Source organism: Catenovulum adriaticum, assembly GCF_026725475.1.
Taxonomy (GTDB): domain Bacteria; phylum Pseudomonadota; class Gammaproteobacteria; order Enterobacterales; family Alteromonadaceae; genus Catenovulum; species Catenovulum adriaticum.
The window spans coordinates 2,050,584-2,077,449 of record NZ_CP109965.1 but is presented as its reverse complement, the minus strand read 5'-3'; the positions used below and the strand labels follow the sequence as shown (position 1 = coordinate 2,077,449).

The window sequence follows — 26,866 nt, the reverse complement described above, 5'->3', positions numbered from 1 at the left end:
TGGTTATTGGATTGAGGTCATCAATTGGTATTAGGCTAGAATTAACTTAGCCTACAACGACCGAATTTCCATAATATCGTTACTGAGTTTCTGATAATATAGCTATAAATTAATCTATTGTTTAATGGCGAACATTTTTAAACTGTCTGCTGTTATCATTATTGGGGTCACGAAAGTGCGGTACACAGCTTAAACTGTAGTTTTTAAACAGTTTAAATTGTATCAGCAATAGCAATTAATGATAGCAACTGCACAATTATAGGGGTTGGTAAACAGGCTATAAACGAATAAGTTTGAGATCTAGTCATAGCTGTTTACAAGCCAAATAAGCAATAATTGAGACCTGCCAAAACAGAGCATTGATGGCTGCTGAGTGTAAATGCTAACCGATTAGATAACCATTGATTGTTTATAAAGTCAAAATCAGCGAAAATAGCGGCCAATTACGATTAACACAACGGATTTAACAAGCGAAGAACTGAAAAAGAGTACTTCTAACAGTGTTTACAAATCCGTGTACAAACAAAAGAATTTATACATGGCAAACCAAGATTTTCTTAATGAAATCAATAAGCGACGGACTTTCGCAATTATTTCTCACCCTGATGCGGGTAAAACAACAATTACTGAAAAAGTTTTATTATTCGGCAAGGCGTTGCAAAAAGCAGGTACAGTTAAAGGCCGAGGTTCAAACCAGCACGCTAAATCTGATTGGATGGAAATGGAAAAAGAACGTGGTATCTCGGTAACGACCTCGGTAATGCAATTTCCTTATAATGGTGCTTTGGTCAACTTATTAGACACTCCAGGTCACGAAGATTTTTCTGAAGATACGTACCGAACGCTAACCGCAGTTGATTCCTGTTTGATGGTTATCGATGCGGCTAAAGGTGTCGAAGACAGAACTCGAAAATTAATGGAAGTGACTCGCCTACGTGATACGCCCATTGTTACTTTTATGAATAAATTGGACCGTGATATTCGCGATCCAATGGAATTGTTAGATGAAGTAGAAACTGAACTCAATATGGCCTGTTCTCCTATATCTTGGCCGATTGGATGTGGTAAAGGTTTTAAAGGGGTTTTTCATATTCATCGAAATGAAGCAATTTTGTATCAGTCAGGCAAAGGCCATACGATACAAGATGGTCAAACGATTAAAGGCTTAGATAACCCTGAATTAGATTCTGCAGTAGGTGAAGAGCTGGCCGAGCAATTAAGAGAAGAGCTTGAATTAGTTATAGGCGCATCACACGAATTTGATCGTGAATTATTTTTAAGCGGCGAGTTAACACCTGTCTTTTTTGGTACAGCCTTGGGTAACTTTGGGGTTGACCATATGCTCGATGGGTTAACCGAATGGGCGCCTGCCCCTATGCCTCGTGAAACAAGTGAGCGAGACGTAATTGCAACAGAAGATAACTTTTCAGGATTTGTATTTAAAATTCAAGCCAATATGGACCCTAAACACAGGGATAGAATTGCATTTATGCGAATTGTGTCTGGCAAATATAGCCAAGGCATGAAAATGAACCACGTACGCACTGGAAAAACGATGAGTATTTCTGACGCTGTTACTTTTATGGCTGGCGATCGTGAACGCGCAGCAGATGCTTATGCTGGTGATATTATTGGTTTACACAACCATGGCAAAATTCAAATTGGTGATACTTTTACTCAAGGTGAAAGTCTTAAATTTAGTGGTATTCCTAATTTTGCACCTGAATTATTTAGACGAATCCGTTTAAAAGATCCATTAAAGCAAAAACAATTATTAAAAGGTTTAGTACAGTTATCGGAAGAAGGTGCGGTACAAGTATTTAGACCTTTAATGAATAATGATTTAATTGTTGGTGCGGTTGGGGTACTGCAATTTGATGTAGTGGTAGCGCGATTAAAAGCAGAATATAAAGTAGAAGCTATTTACGAAGCAATTAATGTTGCCACAGCAAGGTGGGTAGATTCTACTGATGTGAAAAAATTTGAAGAATTTAAACGCAAAGCCGAAAGCAATTTAGCGTTAGATGGTGGCGATAACTTAACTTATATCGCGCCAACCATGGTTAACCTAAATTTAGCCAAAGAAAGATACCCTGATGTGGCGTTTCGCCAAACACGTGAACATTAATTGATAGCGAATTTTTATGAAAATCAGACAACTATTAACCGATAAAGTACAACAAGCTATGTTGGCTGTACAAATCCCTGCTGAATTTGGGCCGCATATCGCACTTAGTAAACAAGCTCAATTTGGTGACTACCAGGCAAATGGTATTTTAGGGGCTGCAAAAAAATTAAAAACAAATCCACGCGCCCTTGCCGAACAAGTTATCGAACAGTTAGATCTTTCAGATATTGCATCCAAAATTGAAGTCGCTGGACCAGGCTTTATTAACATCTTTTTAGCTGAAACTTGGTTATCAGAACAACTTAATCATCATTTAGCTGATCCTAGAAAAAGTGTTGAAAATACCGATAAGCCCGATGTTTGTGTGGTTGATTACTCATCACCCAATTTAGCTAAAGAAATGCATGTAGGGCATTTACGCTCAACTATTATTGGTGATGCTGTTGTTCGTGCGTTAGAGTTTCAAGGCCATAACGTTATTCGCCAAAACCATATGGGCGATTGGGGAACCCAGTTTGGCATGTTAATCGCTCATTTAGAGGAAAAGCTTGAGGGCAACTCAGTAGCAGAAGTTGCGCTTGCTGATTTAGAAAACTTTTACCGTGAAGCTAAAAAGCGATTTGATGACGATGAAGCGTTTGCAAATAAATCTCGTGATTATGTGGTTAAGTTACAAAGTGGCAATGAACGCTGTTTAGAGTTGTGGCAAGAGTTTATTAATATTTCGGTTTCTCATAGTGAAGCGGTTTATAAAAAACTTAATGTCACTTTAACACGAGATGATATTAAACCTGAAAGTGCCTATAACGATAAATTGGCCGGTGTTATTAGAGATTTACAGCAAAAAGGTTTAGCAGTTGAAGACCAAGGTGCTCAAGTTGTATTTTTAGATGAACTCGCCAAAAAAGATGGTGAACCATCGGTTGTGATTGTTCAAAAATCAGGTGGCGGTTATTTATATGCAACAACTGACCTAGCAGCGGCAGAATATCGCAGTAAAAGCTTAAATGCCGATCGATGCTTGTATTTTATAGATGCGCGTCAATCTCTCCATATGCAGCAAGTGTTCACTGTGGCTCGTAAAGCCGGCTTTGTTAATCCGGACATCAGTCTAGAACATCATGCTTTTGGCACTATGATGGGAGAAGATGGCAAACCGTTTAAAACGCGTTCTGGTGACACTGTTAAATTAACCGATTTATTAGATGAATCAGTAGCCCGCGCAAAAACACTTATTGCTGAGCGAGCTACCGATTTATCAGAGCAAGAACAAACAGAAATTGCGCAAAAGGTTGGAATAGGTGCTGTTAAATTTGCAGACTTATCAAAACATAGGACCAGCGATTATATTTTTTCTTGGAAGAGTATGCTGAGCTTTGAAGGGGCCACAGCGCCTTATTTACAATATGCATATACTCGGGTGCGTTCAATTTTTGCTAAAGCGGGTATTGATCCGGTAAGTTTGACAGCAGGTATTCACATTGAAGCAGAACAAGAGCGGGCATTAGCGATTAAATTGCTTCAATTTGAAGATTATTTAACGCAAGTAACAAAAGAAGCACACCCACATGTACTTTGTGCCTACTTATATGAATTAGCCAGTGTGTTTATGAGTTTTTACGAAGCTTGTCCAATTTTAAAATCAGATGTTAATGAAACTGATAAACAAAGCCGACTTGGACTAAGCTTATGGACTGCACAAGTAATGCAGTTAGGCCTAGATGTTTTAGGTATAGAAACCATGGAAAGAATGTAACCCTACCCGTGATTCACCAAAAGTTAATGAGCCTTAATTTTTATCTAAATTAATTTAAGGCTCAAATCAATCAAATAATCAATTTATGACTGTAATAGGGCGTGCTAAGGTTTATTTAAACCCGTGTCTAATAGGTTTATTATAACTTATATTTATTCTTACTATAAACAAAGTTGTTAAAATTGATTGTTCTAACCTCCTTACTCTGGCTGCTCTGCCTGAACCTTTGTTAACATTTGATTAAATTTAAAGCAAATAAACCCCAATATGTAAATTAGATAACAAAAAAAGCAAAATTTATTGTCTATTTATATAAAAATCTTTGCAATCTACTAGTCACATTCGCTAAGATTCAGATGCGTCTATAAGAAGAAGGTCCGTAAGTATAATCTTTAGTGCTGGATTTTACTTACTTTCACTTTATTTATGTAAACAGCGCGGTTGACAGACTGAGGGAATTGGTAGAAGATTTGTTGCAGTTTTATTTAAAACTATAACAAAAGTTCAACGGATGAATCAGAGTCCGCCAGCTAGAAAGTTCCATACAATTATTAATTATTGGGAATCGTGTCAAAGATGATAAAAAGCAAAAAACTCGCGTCTGCAATAGCTGTAACATGTGCGATGTCACTGTCTACAGCTGCCTATGCAGACCCAGTGGAAAATCTGCACAAAGAAGAGCGTGCTATTCATAACGCCGCTGTTAAGTCTCAAAAACGTGTCGATTCTATGTTTGAGCAATCAATTGATTTGCTTGGTGAGTATCGTAGCGTTGTTGATGAAACTGACAATCTAAACATGTACAACGAACATGTGCAGAAACTGGTAAACAACCAACAGAAGCTAATTGATTCACTACAAGGCCAAATTGACGGTATTGAAGATACTAAAAAAGGGGTTGTACCTTTAATGTATCGTATGCTTGATTCTTTAGAGAAATTCATCGCATTAGATATCCCAGTGGAAGTTGAAGCTCGTACAGAACGTGTTGAGCGTATTCGTGAATTAATGAGCGATCCTAACATTACTACGTCTGAACGATTCCGTTTGGTATTAGAAGCTTATCAAATTGAAAATGATTACGGTTCAGCTATCTCTGCATATCAAGGCAAATTAAATGATATGACAGTAGATATGGTTCACATCGGCCGCGTATCACTTTTAGCTCAATCTTTAGACCTTAAGCATGCTTGGGTTTGGGATAATGACGCTCGTGATTGGGTTGAATTAGGTGATGAATATATCAAACCAGTTACCAAAGTAATTCGTATGGCTAAGAAACAGGTTGCACCTGATCTCATTAAAGTGCCAGTGTTTGCAGCGGAGAGTGCAGAATAATGAAATCAATTAAAACAATTCTTACTGCTTCAGCTATTGCTTTAACGTCTATGACTTTTGGCGCTTACGCAAATTCAAATTCGTTAGACCAATTGCTTCAAGAAGTTAAATCAAACCGTGTTTCTGAAGCTAAATTAAATAAAGAACGTGAAGCGGAATTCCAAGCTGCACGTGACCAGAAACAAGCCTTATTAAATAAAGCAAAAAAAGAGCTAGAGGCAGCGCAAGCTCGTCAAAAGCAATTGCAACAAACTTTTGCTGATAATGAAAAACGCATTACTGAAAAAACCAACGAACTTGATGATGCTAAAGGTACATTAGGTGAAATGTTTGGTGTGGTACGTCAAGCTGCTGGTGATACAGTAGGTCGTATTGCAACTTCAATCATTAGTGCACAACCAGCTTATTCTGATCGTACAGAATTATTAGGTCGTTTAGCAGAAGCTAAAGAGTTACCTAAGTTAAATGAATTAGAAGAATTATGGTTCGCACTTCAAACTGAAATGACTGAATCATCAAAAGTTGTTAAATTCGAAGCGCCGGTAATTGGTTTAGATGGTTCTGAATCAATGCAAACCGTAACTCGAGTTGGTTCATTCAACTTATTAGCAGATGACCATTACTTAAAATTCAACTCAGAAAGTAATCAAATTGAACCTTTAGGCCGTCAGCCTGAAAGTCATATGGTTTCATCTGTAGCTGATTTTAATGGTACAGATTCAGGTTACGAAGGTTTATATATTGACCCTTCACGTGGTGCAATTCTTGATATCTTCAAGCAAAAAGCAACTATGATGGAACGTTATCATCAAGGTGGCTTACCAGGTTATGTAATCACAGTTGTATTATTAATTGGTATGTTAATTTCTCTTGAGCGTTTCGTTACACTAACGATTGTTGGTGCTAAAATTAAATCTCAGTTGAAAAATCTTTCTAACCCTTCAGATAAAAACCCATTGGGTCGTATTTTATCGGTTTATCATTCAAACAAATCAGTTGATACTGAGACGCTTGAACTTAAACTTGATGAGGGTATTTTACGTGAAACACCAAGTATTGAACGCGGCGTAAACGTAATTAAAATCCTTGCAGCTATCGCTCCATTATTAGGTCTACTAGGTACGGTTACAGGTATGATTGGTACGTTCCAATCAATCACCTTATTCGGTACGGGTGACCCGAAAATTATGGCGGGTGATATCTCAATGGCACTTGTTACTACTGCTCAAGGTCTAATCGCAGCATTACCGTTGATATTCTTACACAGTATTACTGCAGCTAAGAGCAAGTCTATTGTTCATGTCTTAGAAGAGCAAAGCGCGGGTATCGTAGCGGCTCACGCGGAGCAGGAGCGAGCATAAGATGTTATACCTGATAGAACTTTGGGAAACTGTCAGGGGATTTATATCAACCGGGGGCGATGTATTATGGATCGTCTTCGGGGTGCTAGCGGTAATGTGGATTTTAATGATTGAAAGATATTGGTATATGTTTATGGAATTTCCAAAGCATAAAAAAGCCATCATTCAACGTTGGGATTCACGTGAAGATACGACTTCTTGGTATGCGCACAGAGTGCGTGAAGCTTGGATTTCGGAAGCATCAGAATTACTGAATGCCAGAATTCTATTGATTAAAACCCTAGTGGCGGTATGTCCTTTAATTGGATTGTTCGGTACGGTTACGGGTATGATTTCGGTTTTCGAAGTTATGGCTGTACAAGGTACGGGTAACCCTCGCTTGATGGCATCGGGTATTTCCATGGCGACAATTCCTACTATGGCAGGGATGGTTGCAGCGCTTTCCGGGGTTTTCTTTAGCTCTAGAATAGAAACTCGCGTAAGAATGGAAGTAGAAAAGTTAGTGGACAGTTTGCCACATCATTAGAGAGATTCATTTATGGCACGTAGACATCGCCGACAAGAGGAAGATGCAGCAATCGATATGACGCCGATGCTAGACATCGTATTCATCATGTTGATCTTCTTCATCGTAACAACCTCTTTCGTTAAAGAAGCAGGTATTGAAGTAAATAAACCAGAAGCAAGCCAGGCTGAATCTAAGCCTAAAGCAAATATCTTTGTTGCTATTAATGACAACGGTGATATTTGGATGGATAAACGTATGGTAGACGTAGAGCGCGTTCAAGCTAACCTTGAAAAAATGTTAGCAGAACAAGCAACAGATACTGTCATTGTCCAGGCTGACGAAGAAGCTAAACATGGCAGAGTGATGAAGGTCATGGATCAAATCAAGGCCGCTGGTATTGATAAAATCGTAGTCGCGGGGAAAAAATAATATGATCCGCCTACTGTTATCCATACCAATAGGCATAGCGATAACATTCGGCCTTTTTGTTTTGATGGCACAGTTAATTGCCAATAATCAACGAGGCCCAGATGCTTCTGAGGAAGCACCTAGGATTGATATCGTGATGCAAAAACCGTCCGATTCTGTGCAAGAGCGAACCAGAACGCCGCCACCACCACCACCGCCGCCTCAAGCTCCACCGCCGCCACAAACGGCAGAGCCTGATACGACGGACGCTGATGCGGGAGGTATTAATTTAGATGTACCTCAAGTTAATACAGGTGGTGTTGATGCAGGTATCGGTGATATTAGTGGTGCGTTAATGAAAGATGGTGACGCAACACCAATTGTTCGAATTGAACCCCGCTACCCGGCACAAGCAGCAAGGGATGGCATTGAAGGTTGGGTTGAGTTAAGTTTTACTATCGATGAAGTTGGTGGAGTAATTGATGTAGACGTTATTGACTCACAACCTAAGCGAATTTTTGACCGTGAGGCTAAAAAAGCGCTTTCAAAATGGAAGTACAAGCCAAAAATTGTTGATGGTAAGCCAGTTAAGCAACCTGGTCTGACAGTAAAACTAGACTTTAGTTTGGCATCAAACTAACTTGAGTCTAGGCTCAATTGAGGAAGGTTAGCTTGAACCTTTGTAGTAAATAAGCGTTGAAGCTAACCCAGGAGATAGTATGAAATTCTCACGATTGATATTAACAGCGGTTTTATTCGGTGCGACAGCATCTGCAACTATGTTGCCGATGCAGGCTGCAGCGGCACAATCGCTAGAAGAGAAGAAAAAGGCAAGACCTGTAGAGGTAATGTCTGAAAGAGTTGGTAAAAAAGTTGCTGAAGCGGTTGAGTTTTTAACGCCTAATGAAGAAGAAGGTAGAGAAGCCGATCCTAAAGCTGCTATCCGTCTTCTTGAAGAGCTAGAGCCGAAAAAAGAATTTGATAAAGCTTATTTATCACAACTTATCGGTAAACTTTACGCTCAAGAAGGTGACTACGATAAAGCCATCAGCAAAATAAAATATGCAGCAGACTTAGACATTCTGAGTTGGGATGACCAAGCCGGTGTATATAAGCTTTTAGCTATTTTGAACCTTCAGGAAGAAAAGTACCAAGCAACGATTGATGCATATAATCAATGGTTTGCGTTTACAGAAAAGCATGACCCAACAGTTTATAGTCATAAAGCTTTGGCTTATTATCAGCTAAAAGAATATGACAAAACTATTGAGAATGCTGACTTAGCAATTCAGTATGCGAAAGAACCTAAAGCCGATCCTTATCAATTAAAAATGTCTGCTTATGTAGATCAAAAAAATTATAAGGGTGCGATTGAGGTAACTACTGATGCTATTAAGGTATTCCCGGAAGATAAAAAATGGTGGATTCCACTTGCTCAATTCTATCTAATGACAGAAGATTATGAACGTTCATTGTCGACTTTCGAATTAGCAGAAATACAAGGGTTTTTAACCAAACCAACTCATTTTACAACCTTAGCTCAGTTGTACTCAATGAATGGTATTCCTTACAAAGCAGCTGTGACGATGGAAAAACACATCGAATCTGGCTTACTTGAAAAGAATGCTAAAAATATGGGATCAACTGCAAACTATTTTCATCAGGCGTCAGAATATGACAAAGCAGCAAAAACTTATTTAGCAGCCGCTAAATTAGATAATGATGCTGAGTTCTATCGTAAATCTGGTGATTTATTTTCAGTTTCCGAAAAGTACAAAAGTGCAATTGCTTCATATAACAAAGCTTTAGAGTATGATAGCCCTAAGAAAGGCTCAATTAATGTTGCGTTAATTGAAGCTCATTTCAATTTAGGCAATTACAAAAAAGCATATGAGCATGCACAAGAAGGTCTTAAGTCTAATCAACACAAACGTGTTGCAAAAGGCTGGTTAAGCTATATTAAAGATACAGCCGAGCGTAAAAAGATCTCAATAAACTAAATCTGAAACACTGAGTTTAGTTAAAAAAGCAGCTTCGGCTGCTTTTTTTGTATTTGTTTTTATTTTAAATTTATTTTTGATGTGAAATTAAATAGTAAATAATTGAAATTATTTTCTTTTACCAAAGGTCATATTAGCAGCGATAGCAATTTATTTTTAAAAGGATACGCGTTATGAAATCATCAAATCAAACCTCATTAAATTTAGCAATAGGTGCTGTTGTAGTTGGTTCTTTGTCAGGTGTGGCAACAGCAGAAACTTCTCCTTTTTCAATGCAACCTTTATCTTCTGGATATGAGCAGCTAGTGCATGAAGCTAAATCTGGTGAAGGTAAAACTGAACATGAAGCTAAATGTGGTGCTAAATCTGATCGGGAAGCTAAGTGCGGTGAAGCTAAATGTGGCGAAGACAAAGCTAAAATGCATGAAGAAGGTAAATGTGGAGAAGCCAAGTGCGGCGAAGACAAAGCTAAAATGCACAAAGAAGCCAAATGTGGAGAAGGTAAATGTGGCGAGGGCAAGTGCGGTGAAGGTAAGTGTGGCGCTAAATAGCACCCTCCAGAACACTATTAGCATTTACGGCTTTTAAAAGCCGTTTTTATTTAAAACAGGGTACTTAAAGGTTCACCAATGCAGGTTCAAAAAAAGCTAACAGGTGCGGGTTTAGGCCTTAGGCGTGATTTTATTCAGGCATTGTCGGATTCATTTCCGCAAACGCTAGACTTTTTAGAGGTTGCCCCTGAAAATTGGATGCGTCAGACGGATCAAGCTGTTGAGCAATTTTCAGCACTAGCCCAGCAACATTCATTTGTTTGCCATGGATTGTCCTTATCAATTGGTAGCCCAGACCCGTTGGATATTGACTTTGTTAAGCATGTGAAAGCTTTTTTAGATAAACATGGCATTTTGTTTTATTCAGAACATCTAAGTTTTTGTTCTGCTAACGGGCATTTATACGATTTAATGCCCATTCCATTTACGCAAGAAGCTGTAGATTATGTGGCTCAGCGAATAAAGCTAGTCCAAGATATTTTAGAACGACCGTTAGTACTTGAAAATGTCTCTTATTATACACCGCTGTCAACAGAGCTAAGTGAAAGTGATTTTACCAATGCAATTCTTGCAGATTCAGGTGCCAAACTATTATTAGATGTTAATAATGTTTATGTTAATTCGGTTAACCATAATTATGACCCAAAGCAATTTATTTGCTCGTTACCCACCGAGAAAATTGTTTATGGGCATATTGCAGGCCATTATAACGAAGCAGCCGATTTAATTATCGATACTCACGGCGCGGACGTAATTGAACCTGTGTGGGCTTTATTAGAGTACGCATATCAGTATCATGGTGTATTTCCAACCTTACTCGAGCGTGACTTTAATATTCCAGATCCAAAGCAGCTTTTAACCGAGGTTAATAAAATTAAATTGATTCAAGACAGGTATCAAATTTATGCCTGATTTCAAAGCGCTACAGTATCAGTTTGCGTCAGCGATTAGAAACCCGACTCAAAGCCATAATTTAGATATTGAAAACCGACGACTTAAAATTTATCAAGGTTTGATTTTTAACACCATTCAAGGGTTTATTGATAGCGCATTTCCAGTTCTTAAGCGAATTTATAGTTCTAATGACTGGTTAAGAATAAAGCAGCAGTTTGTTGCCAATCACCAAGCTCAAGCCCCTTTATTTTGTCAAATAGCAGAAGAGTTTGTGGCGTACATAAAAAATGAGTATGAAATCTCGGAAAGTGATCCCATTTTTTTAGCTGAGTTGGCTCATTACGAATGGCTTGAGCTAGATATTTCGCTTAGGCCTATTGAAGCTAGCGAACGTTTGATTGATGATATCAATACACAATCGCTTTATTTATCAAAAAGTGCAGAAGTTGTGTCTTACCCATTCGCAGTTCATCAAATTAGTCCAGACAATCAACCTAAAATAGTTGATTCTGAGCCGACATTTTTAGTGGTATACCGTAACTGGAAAAAACAAGTTCAGTTTTTGAAAGTGAATGCGGTAACCGCTTATCTTTTGGACTTAATTGCAAAAGAGGTCGCAAATGACTTTGCCAGCCTAACCGAATTGTTACAACAAGCCTTACCGCAAACAAATGCTTTAATATTGCAGCAAGGTTTAGCACAAAGCTTAACTGAACTTGCTGAGTTTGGGATTGTGATTAATAAAGACAATCGATAAAGTTGCCAATATGTTTGAAAATACTCAACTCTTTACACTTACTACCTCTACTTAAATAGGCTGTAAGTACCGATTAGTTAAGCATATTTAATCATTTAAAGGTAAACTGATTTCATGATACAAAAAATTGACGTTTTTTAGGTTTTAACTGGATTAATTGATAAGTTTCGTCAATAATTCAACCAATAGATTTCATAATAACAATAATTTGACAGGCGCATGCAAAATAATCGACGTATTCTATTAATTGACTCTACTGCTAGCGATTTTTCGACGCTTAAAACCATTCTTAAGTTTATGGATGAAGATTTTGATAGTGTCGACGTCAATGATACAGCTCAAACCTTAGTTCAACATCAGCAGTGGAAAGCGGTTTTACTTAGTGCTAATAGTGATGATTTTGAGCTATGTAAGCAATTAATTACCGCAGCGCCAGAGTTGCCGTTTATTGTTGATCAGCGTTTATCTGACTTAACCGGCCTTGCGAATGTGGTTGCCGCGTTTGATAGTCAAATTACCCACTCTGGTTTTATTCAAGCTTTGCATCGCTGTGAACTTTATTTGCGTAATAAACCCAACCAACAATTAAGATCCTCTAAAGACTTGCAACACACTTTGGTGGGTCATAGCCATGAAATGCAGGTCGTTCGTAAGCTAATTGAACAGGTTGCGCCAACTGACGCTAATGTACTTGTATTGGGTGAATCAGGCACAGGTAAAGAGGTGGTTGCTCAGGCCATTCATCGTTTATCTAAACGCGCTAAGGGCCCGTTTGTGCCAGTTAATTGCGGGGCTATACCCGGCGAGTTACTGGAAAGCGAGTTGTTTGGCCACGAAAAAGGGGCTTTCACCGGAGCTATTAGCACACGTAAAGGTCGATTTGAATTAGCTCAAGGTGGCACTTTATTTTTAGATGAGATTGGTGATATGCCGTTGCAAATGCAAGTAAAATTGCTCAGAGTATTGCAAGAGCGTATGTTTGAGCGTGTTGGTTCGGCGTTGCAAATAAAATCGAATGTAAGAGTAATTGCAGCAACTCACCGAGAATTAGAAAACTTAGTCAACGAAGGAAAATTTAGAGAAGATCTTTATTATCGCCTGAATGTATTTCCGGTTGAAACGCCTGCACTTAGAGAAAGGCGCGAAGATTTACCCCTATTGATTAATGAGTTAATTCGCCGTTTAACTGAACAAGCGCAAGATTCAGTTAAACTTACAGATAATGCGATTCAATCTTTAATGGAGCATAAATGGGCCGGTAACGTACGAGAACTCTCTAATTTGATTGAACGGCTTTCTATTTTGTATCCAAACCAATTGGTCGATGTCGCAGAACTGCCTAAAAAATATCAGCATATTGAAGTGGACACGTTTGAGCCAGAGTATCCAGAATCAGTTTTAGAGCGGGATGCATTAAATGATTTGTTTTCATTTTCAGAAGACGAAGCACTTGAAGAGGAACAAGCCAGTACCCAAATGGTTACCGAATTACCGCTTGAAGGGTTAAACCTTAAAGAATATTTATCTGAAGTTGAAGTTGATTTAATTAATCAAGCACTTTCCGCGCAAGAAGGGGTAGTTGCCAGGGCAGCTGAAATGCTAGGTATGCGTCGCACCACCTTAGTTGAAAAAATGCGAAAGTATGGATTAAATCAATAGTGGTTTAGCTGTCAAATTAACGACTCCTATGAACCTAGCTTAACTCTATGTTTTATAAGTATTAAATTGTTGGCATTTGGATTGCATTACCTTTGTTAGAATTTTAGTTAAACTTTTGACACAGGTTAATATCATGCAGGCATTGTCGATTTCAAAGCCATTTCACACTTTACAACAAGAAAGCTATCTAGGTGAATTAAACGAGTTAAGAGGCCAGTCTGCTCGTTTAAAGCATTTAGTCGATATTTTACCCGCCGGTGTCATTATTTTGTCAGAAACGGGCTTGGTCGAACAAGCCAATCAAATTGCAATTGATCTATTAGAAGAGCCATTAATTGGTGAATCTTGGCTGAGTGTTATTCATCGCTCTTTTAATCCCAAAGCAGATGATGGACATGAAATTTCACTTAGAAACGGGCGTTTAGTTAAGTTAGAAACAACAGCGCTCACTCCTGAACCAGGTCAGTTAGTCGTGTTAACAGACATGACAAATACACGTTTGTTACAAGCTAGATTGAGCCAATTTAAACAACTTAGTGTGCTAGGAAAAATGATGGCATCGCTGGCTCATCAAATTCGCACTCCTTTGTCTGCCGCTATGTTGTATGCTGCTAATTTGGCAAATCACTCTTTAGCCCCGGCTTCAAAACAAAACTTTCAAAGAAAGTTAATGGCTCGATTACATGATTTAGAAAATCAGATTACTGATATGCTGCTATTTGCAAAAAGTGGAGAGCGCCAGGTTGCTGAAAAACTATCGTTGCAACAGTTATTATCAGAGGTTCAGTCTGGCAGTGAAGCCATGATATTGCAAAGCCAGGGTTGTTTAACGACTAGCTTACCTGAACCTGATATTATTATTTACGGTAACAAAAATGCGCTGGCAAGCGCGATTCAAAATTTAATTCACAATAGTATCCAAATCATAGAAACAGGTGCTCAAATAAAGCTGTTAGCTAAAAGGTGTCCAACTGATCCAAATTTAGTTTGGATTCAAGTTTCGGATAACGGTCCGGGGATCAATGCCAACCAATTACCACATATATTTGAACCTTTTTTTACCACACGAAGCAAAGGCACCGGACTAGGTTTGGCTGTTGTTAAGGCGGTTGCTGAGCAACACAAAGGGCAGGTTAAAGTTGAATCTGAGTTGGGCAAAGGCAGTGTTTTTACCATTGAGCTCAGTATAGTCGATTTAGCTAAAAACGAGTCTAGTGATTTGAATTATGCATCAGGTCAAAATTAATCGGAGTATATGATGAATCATTTTATTTTAGTGGTAGAAGACGACGCCGATTTAAGAGAAGCTATTGTGGATACATTAGCCATCGCAGGTTATAACTGTGTTGAAGCCCAATCGGGTGAAGAAGCTTTAATCAAATTAAACCAAGAAGACATTGGTATGGTTATCAGTGATGTTCAAATGCCGGGTATGGATGGGTTGTCATTATTAAAAGCTGTTAAAAATAAAACGTCTGATATGCCTATTTTATTAATGACCGCGTTTGCCAATATTAAAGACGCGGTGGATGCGATGCGAGAAGGCGCCACTGATTATCTTGCTAAACCTTTTTCGCCAGAAGTATTATTAAATTTAGTGAGTCGTTATTTACCGACAGAGCCAGTTAAAGCTTTTAAGCCAATTGTAGCTGATGAAAAAAGCATCGATTTATTAAATTTAGCTTCAAGAGTTGCCCAATCTGACGCTTCCGTTATGGTATTAGGTCCAAGCGGTTCAGGCAAAGAGGTATTAGCGCGCTATATTCACCAACAATCTCCTCGTAAAGATGCCGCTTTTATTGCCATTAACTGTGCTGCCATTCCTGAAAATATGCTTGAGGCAACATTGTTTGGTTACGAAAAAGGCGCTTTTACCGGAGCGCTGCAAGCTTGTCCCGGAAAATTTGAGCAAGCCCAGTACGGAACTATTTTACTAGATGAAATCTCAGAAATGGATTTATCGCTACAAGCTAAGCTGCTGCGAGTATTGCAAGAGCGAGAAGTGGAGCGTTTGGGGAGTCGAAAAACCATCAATTTGGATGTCAGAGTGATAGCCACTAGTAATCGTGATTTAAAACAAGCTGTGGCGAATGGCACTTTTAGAGAAGATCTTTACTATAGGCTTAATGTTTTCCCATTGACGTGGCTTTCACTAAATGAACGTAAATTAGATATTTTGCCACTGGCGGAACACTTAATTGAACGTCATGCGAAACAGAATAAGCAGCAAGCCCCTAAATTATCAGTCGCTGCCCGTCAAATTTTGCAGCAATATGAATGGCCAGGTAACGTACGCGAATTAGACAATGTTATTCAGCGGGCTCTGATATTGAGCCAAAACCAATATATAGAAGCGTCAGATATTTTGATTGAAGCCGACACTGCTGTGTATCAATCTCAATTTAACCAAGCGCCAGAACAAGATTCACTAGGGGATGAATTAAAACAGCAGGAGCATCAAATTATTATTGATACGTTAATTGCTTGCCATGGAAAGCGAAACAAAGTCGCAGATCAGTTAGGCATTAGCCCACGTACTTTACGATATAAAATTGCTAAAATGAAAGAGTATGGCATTGAAATCCCAGTTTAAATTCACCTGCTTGACTCGTTTAAGTTAACCTTAGACTAGTCAATTTGTTTACATGGAAGTAAACGTATTTTAAAAGGTATTTTTAGTAGGTTAAAGCTTGAGTTAAAAGGTAGTGTGAGGCTGGGTTAGTTGCTATTTATACCAGTAGTTTTAACAAGTACTCAAATTTTTAGACTTAGGAAAACCAAAATAAACAAAATCTTATTCCCATAAACTTATAAATTTATTCCTGTCTGGCATACTAACTGCATATCCTAGTGTAAATTAACTCAATTCAAAAAATTGACGCTGGGAGATAAAGATGAAAATTGGTTCAGATTCTTTATATGCTGAAATGCAAAAAATGGCGATAGGTGCAAATTCACCCATTCAAAATGATGTGATGGGCATTCCCTCGCAATCGATACCTAAAGTTGAAAACCCTACCCAAGCAAAATTTGGTCAATTGTTGAGTGATGCAATTAATAACGTGAATGACTTGGGTTATGAATCAAAACATAAAACAACTCAGTTTGAACTAGGCGATCAAAGTGTTTCTTTAGCTGATGTTATGATTGCAAAAGGCAAAGCAGGTATCGCCTTTGAAGCAACCATTCAGGTTAGGAATAAGGTCATTGAAGCGTACGATAAAATCATTAACATGCCGGTGTAACCTGCAAACAGGTATGGAGTAAATAACAGTGGCTGAACAAACTGCAAACAACGATTTAATGGTATCAGATAGCAACGCTAGTACTGATAATCAAGACGTTGCAAACGAAGAGCAAAAATCTGGATTTTTAAGCTCACTTGGCAATGTCGATGTATTACGACAAGTGACTTTGATACTTGCGCTTGCAATTTGTTTGGCAATTGCAATTTTTATTATTGTCTGGGCTCGCGAACCGGATTTTCGTCCGCTTGGCAAAATGCAAACTGAAGAACTAATCCAAACACTTGATTTTTTAGACCAGCAAAAAATTGAATACCGACTTGAAGGCGATGTGGTTTATGTTATCGAAGAAGAATATCAAGATATAAAACTTCAGCTTAAACGTTCAGGTTTAGAGGTTGCTGCAGGGCCATCTGAAGGGACTGACATATTATTGACTGACATGGGCTTTGGGGTTAGTCAAAGAGTTGAACGTGAGCGCTTAAAATTTAGTCGCGAGCAAACATTGGCTCGAACCATTGAAGAACTTCAATCTATTCAGCGCGCCAAAGTATTGTTAGCCATTCCAAAAGAAAATGTGTTTGCTCGGCATGAAAAAAAGCCCAGTGCAACCGTTGTACTTACGCTAAAACGTGGCAGCATTTTATCTTCTGAAGAAATTGATTCTGTTGTAGATATGGTTGCTTCAGCGGTTCAAAGTTTAGAGCCTAATCGCGTTACCGTTACCGATCAAAACGGCCGTTTATTAAATTCAGGCTCGCAAAACGATTTATCTGCTCGTAATCGTAAAGAATATGAAATTGAGCAAAAACGAGAGTCTGAATATTTAGAGAAGATTGACACCATCTTAATACCCGTAGTTGGTTTAGGTAATTATACCGCACAAGTTGACGTTACTATGGACTTTACCTCGGTTGAGCAAACTCAAAAACGTTACAATCCGGATCTACCAGCCGTACGCAGTGAAATGACGCTTGAAACTAACTCGTTAGGCGGTGTAGCAGCCGGTATACCAGGTGCTTTAACCAATCAGCCGCCACTTGAATCTAACATACCGGAAGAAGCAACCAATGGTGAAATTAATGCTTCGCCAAGTAAAAGCCATCGTGAAGCCACCAGAAATTACGAGTTAGATACCACAATTAGCCATACTCGCCAGCAAACAGGCGTTATTCGCCGATTAAGTGTATCTGTTGCAGTTGATTATGTTGCTAGCACAAATGCTGAAACTGGTGAAGTAAGCTCAGAGCCAAGACCTGTGGCTGAACTGGCCAACATTCGTCGTTTATTGCAAGGCGGTATTGGTTTTGATGTGCAACGAGGAGACACATTAGAAGTTGTCGCTATGCCGTTTGTAAGGGAAGATATTGGCGAAATTGAACAGACGCCATTTTTTGAAGAACCTTGGTTCACTAAGTTAGTTCGATTAATATTGGGTGCTGCGATTATTATCGTCTTGATATATGCGGTAGTTCGACCTATGCTGCGTAAATTAATCTACCCTGAAGAAGTGGTAGATGATTATTCACAAGATAGCGTTTCATCGGGTGTTGATTTAGGGGACGAAACTTTAGATATGTTATCTAATGATTTTGATGCCAGTGCTGTTGGTTTCTCGTCAGATGGCACCTTAATGTTACCTGATTTACACAAAGATGAAGATGTATTAAAAGCGGTTCGAGCCTTGGTTGCAAACGAACCAATTTTATCAGCCCAAGTGGTTAAAGCGTGGTTAAACGAAGATGCCTGATAACGAAATAGCACAACAAGACTTTGATGTCAGCCGGCTCGAAGGGGTTGAAAAAGCAGCGGTATTACTTTTGAGTTTATCGGAAGAAGATGCTGCTCAAATTTTAAAACACTTAGAACCTAAAGAAGTTCAAAAAGTGGGTATGGCGATGGCGTCTATTGATGATTTTAGTCAGGCTAAAATCACCGCAATTCATAAATTATTTATTGATGATATTCAAAGCTTTAGTACCATAGGCTTCCAAAGTACAGAGTTTGTTCGTAAAGCTTTAACAGCTGCCTTGGGTGAAGATAAAGCGGGCAATTTGATTGAACAAATTGTGATGGGCAGTGGTGCAAAAGGGTTGGATTCACTCAAATGGATGGATTCAAAACAAGTTGCCAATATCATTAGAAACGAGCATCCACAAATTCAAACCATTGTATTGTCATATTTAGAGCCAGAGCAATCAGCTGAAATTATGAATCAATTCTCTGAAAAAGTGAGACTTGATTTAATGATGCGAATTGCGAATTTAGAAGAAGTTCAACCAGCCGCGCTACAAGAATTAAACGAAATTATGGAAAAACAATTTGCCGGCCAAGCGGGTGCACAAGCAGCTAAAATGGGTGGCTTAAAAGCCGCAGCCGATATTATGAACTACCTGGATACTAATATTGAAGGGCAGTTGATGGATGCTATCCGTGAACATGACGAAGAAATGAGCCAGCAGATTCAAGATTTAATGTTTGTATTTGATAACCTAGCAGATGTTGATGACAGAGGTATACAGGCCATCTTGCGTGAAGTTCAGCAAGATGTTCTCATGCCTGCGATTAAAGGCGCAGATGAGAGCTTAAAAGATAAAATATTAAGTAATATGTCCAAACGAGCGGCTGAAATGTTAGTTGATGATTTAGAAGCTATGGGCCCAATTCGAATTAGTGAAGTTGAAGCGGCACAAAAAGAAGTGTTATCGGTCGCGCGTCGGTTATCTGACTCTGGTGAAATTATGCTAGGCGGTGGCGGCGGTGAAGAATTTTTATAGAATAGGCAAGTAGCCCCATTATGGCTGATGATTTTAAATACCGAAAATCGATTCGACGTGACGATGATTTAATCGCCGATGCTAAAGCATGGGATATTCCAGACATGCAAGCTGAATTAAACCAGAAAGATGAAAATTACACGAACGTTCTGGGAAAAAAGTCTAATTGGGTATATGAGCCGCCGGAAGCAGATGAAGAAACCGAAGAAGTAAAGCCACTTACTATTGAAGATGTAGAAGCAATTAGGCAAGCTGCATATGAAGAAGGTTTTGCTGAGGGTCAAGCTCAAGGTTTTGAAAAAGGTGAAGTTGAAGGTAAAGAGCAAGGCTACGAAGTCGGTTTAGAGCAAGGCAAAACACAAGGTCATGAAGAAGGTTTGGCAAGTGGCACAGGATTAATGGAAGAAAAAGCCCAACACTGGAATGATATTATTGCGCAACTGGATGAGCCTTTAAAGCAGCTTGATAGCCAAGTTGAAAACGAACTTATTGAGCTTGTCGTTAGTTTAGCAAAAGCTGTGATTCAGACAGAACTTAAAACCAACCCTGAAATTATATTGCAAAGCGTTAAAAGTGCCGCTGAGTTTTTACCCTTTAATACCCAGCAATGTCAGATTTTGTTGCATCCAGATGATTTTGAAATGGTGCAGGAAAGCTACGGCGATAAAGAAATTAATCGCCGTCAATGGCATTTGCATAGTGACCCGAACGTTGAGAGAGGCGGGGTTGAAATTAAAACTCAAGTATCCAGCGTTAGTTATACGATGGATGAACGAATTAACGAAATTTTTGAAAACTTTACTCAACAATCGAGTTAAATAACGGCAATACGTGTTAATGGCGGATTTAAACATGAGCGTGCAACTTAGCCAACGTTTACAGCAATATCAAGCACACATCAGCCAAAGTAAACCTAAAGTGGCTGGCCGGCTAACTCGAGTGATAGGATTGACACTTGAAGCCATTGGTTGCCAGGCTGCGGTGGGCACTCAGTGTAAGGTTGAATCGAGTTCAGGTTATATTGATGCAGAGGTTGTTGGTTTTGAAGGGGATAAAATTTATTTAATGCCCAGTGAAACCATCCAAGGTATTTTACCGGGTGCTAAAGTCGTTCCTAGTGCAACTCAAGATCACCTTCAATTAAGCATGGATTTATTGGGCCGAGTATTAGATGCAAGAGGCCAAGCTATTGACGGAAAAGGTAAAATAGCTACATCTGATCAACCTAGAGCACATCATAAGCTGAACCCTTTACATCGTAAACAAATAAGCCAACCATTAGATGTTGGTATTAGAGCCATCAATAGCATACTGACGGTTGGTATGGGTCAGCGAATTGGTTTATTTGCCGGCTCGGGCGTGGGTAAAAGTGTTTTACTAGGGATGATGACCCGAGGAACCGCAGCTGATGTCATTGTGGTTGGATTAATTGGCGAGCGTGGCCGCGAAGTTAAAGAGTTTATTGAAGAAATATTAGGTGAGTCAGGGCGTGAACGCGCAGTTGTGATTGCAGCACCTGCGGATAACGCCCCCTTAATGAGGCTAAAAGGATGTGAAACTGCCTCTTCTGTTGCTGAATATTTTCGAGATCAAGGCTTAAACGTTTTGTTATTGATTGATTCAATTACCCGCTATGCTCAAGCCCAGCGTGAAATAGCTTTGGCTGTAGGTGAGCCGCCAGCAACAAAGGGTTATCCGCCTTCGGTATTTGCTAAATTACCGGCTTTAGTAGAACGAGCAGGTAATGGTGGTGATGGTCAAGGTTCTATTACCGCTTTTTTTACCGTATTATCAGAAGGGGATGATATGCAAGACCCTATTGCAGATGCATCACGCGCTATTTTAGATGGTCATATTGTATTATCACGTGAGTTAGCTGACGACGGGCACTATCCAGCGATTGATATTGCAAAATCAATTAGCCGGGTAATGCCAGCCGTGACGAGCGACGAGCACCAACAACAAGCCAGAATTATTAAGCAATTATTTTCAAGTTATCAAAACAGTAAAGATTTAATTTCAATTGGGGCTTATACCAAAGGCACAGATCCAACCATTGATGCTGCCGTTAAGTTAAAACCAAAAATGGATAAATTTTTACAACAAGGAATGAAAGAAGTCATTACTTATGATGATTGCTTATCCCACTTGTCTACGTTAACCAGTTCGTTTAGGGCTTAAATATGTTACCGCGCCAGTTACAACTTGTGGTTGAATTTGAACGTCAAAAAGAAGATAAGCTAGCGTTGCAATATGCTGAAGCCCAACAAGATTTGCAAGCAAAAAACGAAAAACTAGTTGGCTTAGATAAACATAAGCATGATTATATAAATAATATGAATAACAATGGGCAAGGCGGGATATCGCCCGACCATTTAATGCGATTTCAAGCTTTTATATCGCAACTTGATAAAGCTTGTACTCAGCAAAGAGCCAAAATTCAAAATGCGAACAAAGTGGTAGAGCAGCGGCGTGCGCTTTGGTTGCAACAGCAACGAAAACGAAAATCAATTGAGCTGCTATTAGAAAAACAAGAACGAGCAGCGCTTGCAAAGCAAGATAAACAAGAGCAACTAGTACTTGATGAGTTTGCACAAAATCAATTTGTTCGTCGAAGTTAATTTCTTATTCTCACCTAATAATTGGTACGGAACTTGATTGTAACGAATTAGAGGTAAGTAGCGTCAAAATAAATGACGCTTTGAGCTAAGTTGTAGAATACAGGCTTACCCTAGGAAATCAGCTTTTAATTACTCATTTTGATTGTTTTGTTGTTTGTTTTATACAGGAATAGGAAACCTTTTATGCAGTATCTTGCCAATGTTCAAACAAATATTGCCGCTTTGCCTAAGCAAAACTATGCTTCATCGCAACCTAGTGCAGCGAGTGGCATTGTTGCTGACCAAGATTTTGCTGATATTTTAAAAGCCTCAAATGATAAAGCGGCAAAAAAACAAGCAGTTGAAAATTCATATCAACAAAAATCAGAAAAAAAAGCGTTAACATCTGCGGATAATACTGGCACAAATCAACATCAAAAAAACGAAAAAATAAATAATTCAGCTAATCAAACCACTAGCAAAGACAAATTTGCTGATAGTGAAACTTCGTCGACCCCAGAAAAACAAACAGATAAATATTCTGCCGCGCAAGTTGGCGATACTTCAGGCAAAAATCAAACAGCTCAAACTGATGAGCAGAAAACGCCAAGCACCTCCCAAATTTCCGGAAAGATTAGCTCAGACAATAGCCCAATAAAAAAAGAAACTCAGCACTCAGTTGAAGATAGTTTTATTATTGAGTCAGCGGATGCTGAGTTGGTTTTAACTAAGCCGGCGAAACAAGCCGCTAAACTTGAGAATGCTGACGAGTTTGATTTTTTAAATTTTTTACAAAAGGCGCAAAATAATAAAGCTGAGTTAAAGTCAGCGGAGAATCTGCAGGTTAAAGTTGACGCACAATCAAAAACGCAGCTTAAAGCGGAAGATGTGCAAGTAAAAGAAGTACATGAAAATGACATCATGGTTGAAAATGCTAAAAGTGAAATAGAGCAACCAATCCAAGCTTTAACAACGGGAAAAGTATCAGAAGCTTCTGTAAAGCAAACTAGTTTAAATCAAGCGGAATCTACTCAAAAATTAGATGATAAAAAAGCGAATGAACAAAAGACGAATAAACCAGATACTCAAGTAACAGAGGCCCAAGTAAAATCATCTGCTAATGTTGATGAAAATGAGCAAGCATTGGCTAAATCTGATGATAAAAGAAGTGATAAAGTGAATCATAGCCAAGCGGTTGAGGTTAAATCGGCTAAATCAGATACGCAAGTTATTAAACAGGCAAGTGAGAGTGGCCAACTCAATGCGCAAAAACAAGATCTGAATGAGCCTCAATCAACTGTAACAGAGGCTAACCCAAAAGAGACAAAAGCAAATAAAAGCCCTGATGTACAAGCTGCTAATCAACAAGCAGTATTAGCTCAAACGCAACAACAAGAGAAAGCAGTTCAACAAGCTACTGACGATGACAAAATAGTAGAGCAAACTTTAGTTCAATCGGTAAAAAGCGAAACCCCGACCGATAAAAAAGCAGATCCTCAAAATGGAGTGCAATCTGCTAAAGCAGAGCCTACTAAATTAAACGCCGAGGGCAAACAAACTGTGCAATCATTAAATGCAAATAAAGAAGGCCAAACTGAAACTGCAAAAGAACTGATTGGACAAGACAAGTCGATAATTGATCACGCTAGCTTAGAGCAATCCGCTAAACAAGAAGTGCATACACAGCAAGCAAAACTAAGCGAGCATACCGCAAGCGCTGATCATAAACCTGCGACAGCTCAAGTTTCGCAACAAATACACAAACAAGAGCAGCAATTTCAGCAAGCTGATAAAAATGTTGAAAAGCAGCAAAGTCTTCATCATCAATTAAAAGAGCAAATAAATTTAAACAAAAATGATTCTGCTAATGCTTTAAATGACTCAGTTAAGTACATGATGAATAGCCGTATTCAATCGGCAGAAATTAGAATTGACCCGCCTGAATTGGGTAGCATGCAAATTAAAATTAGCATGAACGGTGATCAAGCCAGTGTGAGTATGGTGGTACAAAACCAGCAAGCTAAAGATATTCTGGACCAATCTGTGCCTAAATTAAAAGAAATGTTAGAGCAGCAAGGCATTCAATTAGGTGAGTCTAATGTTTCTGAGCACCAAAGTAAGGGTGAACAACAAGCAGGTCAAGGCCATGGTGATGGCGCTTCAGATCAGCCCGAAGATGGCAACGCAGGCGAGTCGCACCAGATAGAACAAACTATTAATAATGGGCATTTAGGTACCGTTGATTATTATGCTTAAATTAATTAGCCGTAGATACAGGTTTTAGACTAAAATACACAACCTATAATTATTGTTATACTTCAACAATATCGTTTATATAGCATAAAATAAAAAGAGTGGGAGTTTACTATGGCGGCTGAACCAGAAGAGTTAGAAGTAGAAGAAAAATCCGCAGGTAAAGGTAAATTATTTATTATCATAGGTATTGTTGTGGTGCTTGCATTAGCTGGCGCGGGTTACTTTTTTCTAATGAGCGATGATAGCAGTTCTGCACCTGAAACAGCTCAACCCAGTTTAGACGAAACTAGCCAACCTGATGGGGGCAACGGTTCGGTAGAATTAGGTTCCGCTTTATATGTCGCCATGCCGCGTCCGTTTGTTTTTAATGTGCCCGGTACACAAAGAGATCGCTTAGTTCAAATTAAAGTACAGCTGCTTGTTAGAGGCGCTCAAAATGAAGAAACAGCAAAAAAACATATTCCGTTAATTGAAGGCACTTTATTACGTATATTTAGTGGTGCAAGTGCTGATCAGCTGGGTACAACTGCAGGAAAAAGTGCCTTAAAAAGTGATTCATTAAAAGCCGTACAAGACGAAATGCAAAGTATTGCAGGGCGCACCGTGATTGAAAAAGTGCTATTTACTGGTTTTGTGATGCAATAGGTAACATGAGTAAATGAGTGATTTATTATCTCAAGACGAAATTGATGCGCTACTTCATGGTGTTGATGATGTTGAAGAAGAAGACATAGACGATGATGCTGGCGGCTCTGGTGGTTCAGGTTCGAGCGCATCAGAATATGACTTTTCATCTCAAGATAGAATTGTTCGTGGGCGAATGCCCACGCTTGAGATTGTTAACGAACGATTCGCCAGACATATGCGCATAAGCCTATTCAATATGATGCGTCGCACAGCCGAAGTATCCATTAATGGCGTGCAAATGATTAAGTTTGGCGAATATGTGCATACCTTATTTGTCCCGACGAGTTTAAATATGGTGCGATTTAGACCGCTGAAAGGCACTGGTCTAATTACCATGGAAGCAAGATTAGTTTTTATCTTGGTAGACAACTTTTTTGGGGGCGATGGTCGCTATCATGCAAAAATAGAAGGTCGTGAATTTACACCCACTGAGCGTCGAATTATTCAAATGCTGCTTAAATTAGTGTTTGAAGATTATAAAGAAGCTTGGGCACCAGTGATGGACGTTTCTTTTGAGTATTTAGACTCTGAAGTGAATCCAGCTATGGCTAACATTGTAAGCCCAACAGAAGTTGTTGTGATAAGTTCTTTTCATATTGAATTAGATGGTGGTGGTGGCGATTTTCATATTTGTTTGCCGTATTCTATGCTTGAACCTATTCGAGAGTTGTTAGATGCAGGTGTGCAAAGTGATAAAGAGGATACAGATTTACGCTGGAGCAAAGCGTTAAGAGATGAAATCTTAGATGTCAAAGTTGATATTGCAGCTAAATTGCTCGACTTTGAATTGTCACTTGAAGATATTATGGAGTTACAGCCAGGTGATGTGATTCCGGTTGAAATGCCAGAAACTTTAACGGTATTTGTAGAAGATTTACCAACTTATCGTGCAAAAATGGGCCGTTCTCAAGACAATATTGCGGTTAAAGTAACTGAAAAAATTAAACGACCACAATCTGTTAAATCAGAATTACAGATGGTAACTCGGGGTGGGCGCCGAATTGACGCGGAAGCTGAGTTAAGAGAATTGGAAGACTTTGATTAAAAGTAAACTTTCATTGTTAGATATCGCTTGAATTATCAAACGTCAACAGACCCTAAGATCAAAATAGAGAGTAATCGTATGAGTGAAGAAATGGATGATTGGGCTGCAGCAATGGCAGAGCAAGCTGAATCAGAGGCTGAAGCTGAACAAGCGCAAGGTGAAAAAAGTGAAGCTCAGCTAGCCGAACTTGAAGAACTATCAGAAGAAGGCGCCCCGATTAGCGCAGAAGAAAAACGAAAACTGGATACCATTTTAGACATCCCGGTGACGATTTCAATGGAAGTGGGTCGCAGTAAAATTAGTATTCGAAATTTATTACAACTAAATCAAGGCTCAGTGGTTGAGTTAGACAGGGTAGCAGGTGAGCCTTTAGATGTGTTAGTTAATGGCACCTTGATAGCTCATGGCGAAGTGGTTGTGGTAAACGATAAGTTTGGTATTCGGTTAACTGATGTGATTAGCCAAATTGAACGCATCAAAAAATTAAAATAATGACTAAACTCATTTCTCATTTAAAATTTTTTTTATTCAGTTTATCTGGCATATCGACTCAAGCCTTGGGACAAACGCCTGATTTAATGTCGAGCATACCAACTTTGCTAATTGGTTTAGTTGTTATGCTTGCACTTATTTATGTGTTAGCTGGGCTTGCCAAAAAAACCAATTTTATGCAGATGAAATCATCAGGCATGAAAGTGCTCTCTGTCTTACCTTTATCGGGCCGTGAAAAAATAATGTTGATTGAGGTGGGAAAGCAACAATTGGTGATTGGGGTGACAGCTCATAATATAAATTTAATTCAATCGCTTGATGAACCAATTGAAATGCCGGCGCAAGATTTTAAGCAAACTTTTGGTAAGTTGATGCAACAGAAAAATAAACAACAATAAGACTCA

Annotated in this window: 25 protein-coding genes; all 25 read left to right on the top strand. The window is 38.9% G+C overall.

The features are described 5' to 3' along the window. The first annotated feature begins 538 nt into the window (after nucleotides 1-538). The 25 genes from prfC to fliO all read left to right on the top strand — a co-directional run bounded on the left by prfC (nucleotide 539) and on the right by fliO (nucleotide 26,860). Nucleotides 539-2,128 carry a peptide chain release factor 3 gene (prfC, locus tag OLW01_RS09060; RefSeq protein WP_268073544.1) on the top strand — a complete coding sequence of 530 codons (1,590 nt, stop codon included), beginning with the start codon at nucleotides 539-541 and terminating at the stop codon, nucleotides 2,126-2,128. A gap of 16 nt (nucleotides 2,129-2,144) precedes the next feature. Further along, a complete protein-coding gene (argS, locus tag OLW01_RS09055) occupies nucleotides 2,145-3,884 on the top strand; it encodes an arginine--tRNA ligase (RefSeq protein WP_268073543.1) in 1,740 nt (579 codons plus the stop codon). A gap of 576 nt (nucleotides 3,885-4,460) precedes the next feature. Further along, nucleotides 4,461-5,222 carry a DUF3450 domain-containing protein gene (locus OLW01_RS09050; RefSeq protein WP_268073542.1) on the top strand — a complete coding sequence of 254 codons (762 nt, stop codon included), beginning with the start codon at nucleotides 4,461-4,463 and terminating at the stop codon, nucleotides 5,220-5,222. Next, nucleotides 5,222-6,583: a MotA/TolQ/ExbB proton channel family protein gene (locus OLW01_RS09045; RefSeq protein WP_268073540.1), complete on the top strand. Its 1,362-nt coding sequence runs from the start codon at nucleotides 5,222-5,224 to the stop codon at nucleotides 6,581-6,583. Before OLW01_RS09050 ends, OLW01_RS09045 begins: the two co-directional genes overlap by 1 nt. Before the next feature lies 1 nt (nucleotide 6,584). After that, a complete protein-coding gene (locus OLW01_RS09040) occupies nucleotides 6,585-7,109 on the top strand; it encodes a MotA/TolQ/ExbB proton channel family protein (RefSeq protein ID WP_268073539.1) in 525 nt (174 codons plus the stop codon). A 12-nt stretch (nucleotides 7,110-7,121) separates the two neighbouring features. Next, nucleotides 7,122-7,520, top strand: coding sequence for an ExbD/TolR family protein (locus OLW01_RS09035; RefSeq protein ID WP_268073538.1), 399 nt, complete (start codon nucleotides 7,122-7,124; stop codon nucleotides 7,518-7,520). Nucleotide 7,521: 1 nt separating this feature from the next. Further along, on the top strand, nucleotides 7,522-8,139 hold the full coding sequence (locus OLW01_RS09030; protein ID WP_268073537.1) for an energy transducer TonB: 618 nt from the start codon (nucleotides 7,522-7,524) through the stop codon (nucleotides 8,137-8,139). A gap of 79 nt (nucleotides 8,140-8,218) precedes the next feature. Continuing rightward, nucleotides 8,219-9,499, top strand: coding sequence for a tetratricopeptide repeat protein (locus OLW01_RS09025; RefSeq protein WP_268073535.1), 1,281 nt, complete (start codon nucleotides 8,219-8,221; stop codon nucleotides 9,497-9,499). Between the two features lie 173 nt (nucleotides 9,500-9,672). Further along, a complete protein-coding gene (locus tag OLW01_RS09020; RefSeq protein WP_268073534.1) occupies nucleotides 9,673-10,050 on the top strand; it encodes an HvfA family oxazolone/thioamide-modified RiPP metallophore in 378 nt (125 codons plus the stop codon). Between the two features lie 78 nt (nucleotides 10,051-10,128). Continuing rightward, nucleotides 10,129-10,962: an HvfB family MNIO-type RiPP peptide maturase gene (locus tag OLW01_RS09015; RefSeq protein ID WP_268073533.1), complete on the top strand. Its 834-nt coding sequence runs from the start codon at nucleotides 10,129-10,131 to the stop codon at nucleotides 10,960-10,962. Then, nucleotides 10,955-11,701 carry an HvfC family RiPP maturation protein gene (locus OLW01_RS09010; protein WP_268073532.1) on the top strand — a complete coding sequence of 249 codons (747 nt, stop codon included), beginning with the start codon at nucleotides 10,955-10,957 and terminating at the stop codon, nucleotides 11,699-11,701. The genes OLW01_RS09015 and OLW01_RS09010 overlap by 8 nt, the downstream gene beginning before the upstream one ends. A gap of 219 nt (nucleotides 11,702-11,920) precedes the next feature. Next, entirely contained in the window at nucleotides 11,921-13,360 is a 1,440-nt protein-coding gene (locus OLW01_RS09005) for a sigma-54 dependent transcriptional regulator (protein ID WP_268073531.1), read from the top strand. A gap of 133 nt (nucleotides 13,361-13,493) precedes the next feature. Then, on the top strand, nucleotides 13,494-14,606 hold the full coding sequence (locus tag OLW01_RS09000; RefSeq protein ID WP_268073530.1) for a sensor histidine kinase: 1,113 nt from the start codon (nucleotides 13,494-13,496) through the stop codon (nucleotides 14,604-14,606). A gap of 9 nt (nucleotides 14,607-14,615) precedes the next feature. After that, nucleotides 14,616-15,953 carry a sigma-54-dependent transcriptional regulator gene (locus OLW01_RS08995; RefSeq protein ID WP_326498569.1) on the top strand — a complete coding sequence of 446 codons (1,338 nt, stop codon included), beginning with the start codon at nucleotides 14,616-14,618 and terminating at the stop codon, nucleotides 15,951-15,953. Nucleotides 15,954-16,254: 301 nt separating this feature from the next. After that, nucleotides 16,255-16,605 (top strand): flagellar hook-basal body complex protein FliE, encoded by a 351-nt coding sequence (gene fliE, locus OLW01_RS08990; protein ID WP_268073527.1) that lies wholly within the window; start codon nucleotides 16,255-16,257, stop codon nucleotides 16,603-16,605. Nucleotides 16,606-16,663: 58 nt separating this feature from the next. After that, nucleotides 16,664-18,355: a flagellar basal-body MS-ring/collar protein FliF gene (fliF, locus tag OLW01_RS08985; protein ID WP_268076195.1), complete on the top strand. Its 1,692-nt coding sequence runs from the start codon at nucleotides 16,664-16,666 to the stop codon at nucleotides 18,353-18,355. Further along, nucleotides 18,348-19,382, top strand: a complete 1,035-nt coding sequence (gene fliG, locus OLW01_RS08980) for a flagellar motor switch protein FliG (protein WP_268073525.1) — start codon at nucleotides 18,348-18,350, stop codon at nucleotides 19,380-19,382. The genes fliF and fliG overlap by 8 nt, the downstream gene beginning before the upstream one ends. A 20-nt stretch (nucleotides 19,383-19,402) precedes the next feature. Continuing rightward, complete coding sequence (fliH, locus tag OLW01_RS08975; protein ID WP_268073524.1) at nucleotides 19,403-20,200, top strand: flagellar assembly protein FliH; 798 nt, start codon at nucleotides 19,403-19,405, stop codon at nucleotides 20,198-20,200. A gap of 34 nt (nucleotides 20,201-20,234) precedes the next feature. After that, complete coding sequence (gene fliI, locus OLW01_RS08970; RefSeq protein WP_268073523.1) at nucleotides 20,235-21,563, top strand: flagellar protein export ATPase FliI; 1,329 nt, start codon at nucleotides 20,235-20,237, stop codon at nucleotides 21,561-21,563. 2 nt (nucleotides 21,564-21,565) lie between these two features. Then, on the top strand, nucleotides 21,566-22,003 hold the full coding sequence (fliJ, locus tag OLW01_RS08965; RefSeq protein WP_268073522.1) for a flagellar export protein FliJ: 438 nt from the start codon (nucleotides 21,566-21,568) through the stop codon (nucleotides 22,001-22,003). A 183-nt stretch (nucleotides 22,004-22,186) separates the two neighbouring features. Beyond that, complete coding sequence (locus tag OLW01_RS08960) at nucleotides 22,187-24,238, top strand: flagellar hook-length control protein FliK (RefSeq protein WP_268073520.1); 2,052 nt, start codon at nucleotides 22,187-22,189, stop codon at nucleotides 24,236-24,238. Between the two features lie 111 nt (nucleotides 24,239-24,349). Then, nucleotides 24,350-24,883 (top strand): flagellar basal body-associated protein FliL, encoded by a 534-nt coding sequence (gene fliL / locus OLW01_RS08955; RefSeq protein WP_268073518.1) that lies wholly within the window; start codon nucleotides 24,350-24,352, stop codon nucleotides 24,881-24,883. 13 nt (nucleotides 24,884-24,896) lie between these two features. Next, nucleotides 24,897-25,970 (top strand): flagellar motor switch protein FliM, encoded by a 1,074-nt coding sequence (gene fliM / locus OLW01_RS08950; protein WP_268073517.1) that lies wholly within the window; start codon nucleotides 24,897-24,899, stop codon nucleotides 25,968-25,970. A gap of 78 nt (nucleotides 25,971-26,048) precedes the next feature. Beyond that, nucleotides 26,049-26,462, top strand: coding sequence for a flagellar motor switch protein FliN (fliN, locus tag OLW01_RS08945; protein WP_268073516.1), 414 nt, complete (start codon nucleotides 26,049-26,051; stop codon nucleotides 26,460-26,462). Continuing rightward, nucleotides 26,462-26,860, top strand: coding sequence for a flagellar biosynthetic protein FliO (gene fliO, locus OLW01_RS08940; protein ID WP_268073514.1), 399 nt, complete (start codon nucleotides 26,462-26,464; stop codon nucleotides 26,858-26,860). Before fliN ends, fliO begins: the two co-directional genes overlap by 1 nt. Nucleotides 26,861-26,866 lie beyond the last annotated feature (6 nt).

What these genes read in the sequence shown, in the direction of transcription:
- prfC (WP_268073544.1), top strand. Translation starts at nt 539, where the DNA reads ATGGCAAACCAAGATTTTCTTAATGAAATCAATAAGCGACGGACTTTC.
- argS (WP_268073543.1), top strand. Translation starts at nt 2,145, where the DNA reads ATGAAAATCAGACAACTATTAACCGATAAAGTACAACAAGCTATGTTG.
- OLW01_RS09050 (WP_268073542.1), top strand. Translation starts at nt 4,461, where the DNA reads ATGATAAAAAGCAAAAAACTCGCGTCTGCAATAGCTGTAACATGTGCG.
- OLW01_RS09045 (WP_268073540.1), top strand. Translation starts at nt 5,222, where the DNA reads ATGAAATCAATTAAAACAATTCTTACTGCTTCAGCTATTGCTTTAACG.
- OLW01_RS09040 (WP_268073539.1), top strand. Translation starts at nt 6,585, where the DNA reads ATGTTATACCTGATAGAACTTTGGGAAACTGTCAGGGGATTTATATCA.
- OLW01_RS09035 (WP_268073538.1), top strand. Translation starts at nt 7,122, where the DNA reads ATGGCACGTAGACATCGCCGACAAGAGGAAGATGCAGCAATCGATATG.
- OLW01_RS09030 (WP_268073537.1), top strand. Translation starts at nt 7,522, where the DNA reads ATGATCCGCCTACTGTTATCCATACCAATAGGCATAGCGATAACATTC.
- OLW01_RS09025 (WP_268073535.1), top strand. Translation starts at nt 8,219, where the DNA reads ATGAAATTCTCACGATTGATATTAACAGCGGTTTTATTCGGTGCGACA.
- OLW01_RS09020 (WP_268073534.1), top strand. Translation starts at nt 9,673, where the DNA reads ATGAAATCATCAAATCAAACCTCATTAAATTTAGCAATAGGTGCTGTT.
- OLW01_RS09015 (WP_268073533.1), top strand. Translation starts at nt 10,129, where the DNA reads ATGCAGGTTCAAAAAAAGCTAACAGGTGCGGGTTTAGGCCTTAGGCGT.
- OLW01_RS09010 (WP_268073532.1), top strand. Translation starts at nt 10,955, where the DNA reads ATGCCTGATTTCAAAGCGCTACAGTATCAGTTTGCGTCAGCGATTAGA.
- OLW01_RS09005 (WP_268073531.1), top strand. Translation starts at nt 11,921, where the DNA reads ATGCAAAATAATCGACGTATTCTATTAATTGACTCTACTGCTAGCGAT.
- OLW01_RS09000 (WP_268073530.1), top strand. Translation starts at nt 13,494, where the DNA reads ATGCAGGCATTGTCGATTTCAAAGCCATTTCACACTTTACAACAAGAA.
- OLW01_RS08995 (WP_326498569.1), top strand. Translation starts at nt 14,616, where the DNA reads ATGATGAATCATTTTATTTTAGTGGTAGAAGACGACGCCGATTTAAGA.
- fliE (WP_268073527.1), top strand. Translation starts at nt 16,255, where the DNA reads ATGAAAATTGGTTCAGATTCTTTATATGCTGAAATGCAAAAAATGGCG.
- fliF (WP_268076195.1), top strand. Translation starts at nt 16,664, where the DNA reads ATGGTATCAGATAGCAACGCTAGTACTGATAATCAAGACGTTGCAAAC.
- fliG (WP_268073525.1), top strand. Translation starts at nt 18,348, where the DNA reads ATGCCTGATAACGAAATAGCACAACAAGACTTTGATGTCAGCCGGCTC.
- fliH (WP_268073524.1), top strand. Translation starts at nt 19,403, where the DNA reads ATGGCTGATGATTTTAAATACCGAAAATCGATTCGACGTGACGATGAT.
- fliI (WP_268073523.1), top strand. Translation starts at nt 20,235, where the DNA reads ATGAGCGTGCAACTTAGCCAACGTTTACAGCAATATCAAGCACACATC.
- fliJ (WP_268073522.1), top strand. Translation starts at nt 21,566, where the DNA reads ATGTTACCGCGCCAGTTACAACTTGTGGTTGAATTTGAACGTCAAAAA.
- OLW01_RS08960 (WP_268073520.1), top strand. Translation starts at nt 22,187, where the DNA reads ATGCAGTATCTTGCCAATGTTCAAACAAATATTGCCGCTTTGCCTAAG.
- fliL (WP_268073518.1), top strand. Translation starts at nt 24,350, where the DNA reads ATGGCGGCTGAACCAGAAGAGTTAGAAGTAGAAGAAAAATCCGCAGGT.
- fliM (WP_268073517.1), top strand. Translation starts at nt 24,897, where the DNA reads ATGAGTGATTTATTATCTCAAGACGAAATTGATGCGCTACTTCATGGT.
- fliN (WP_268073516.1), top strand. Translation starts at nt 26,049, where the DNA reads ATGAGTGAAGAAATGGATGATTGGGCTGCAGCAATGGCAGAGCAAGCT.
- fliO (WP_268073514.1), top strand. Translation starts at nt 26,462, where the DNA reads ATGACTAAACTCATTTCTCATTTAAAATTTTTTTTATTCAGTTTATCT.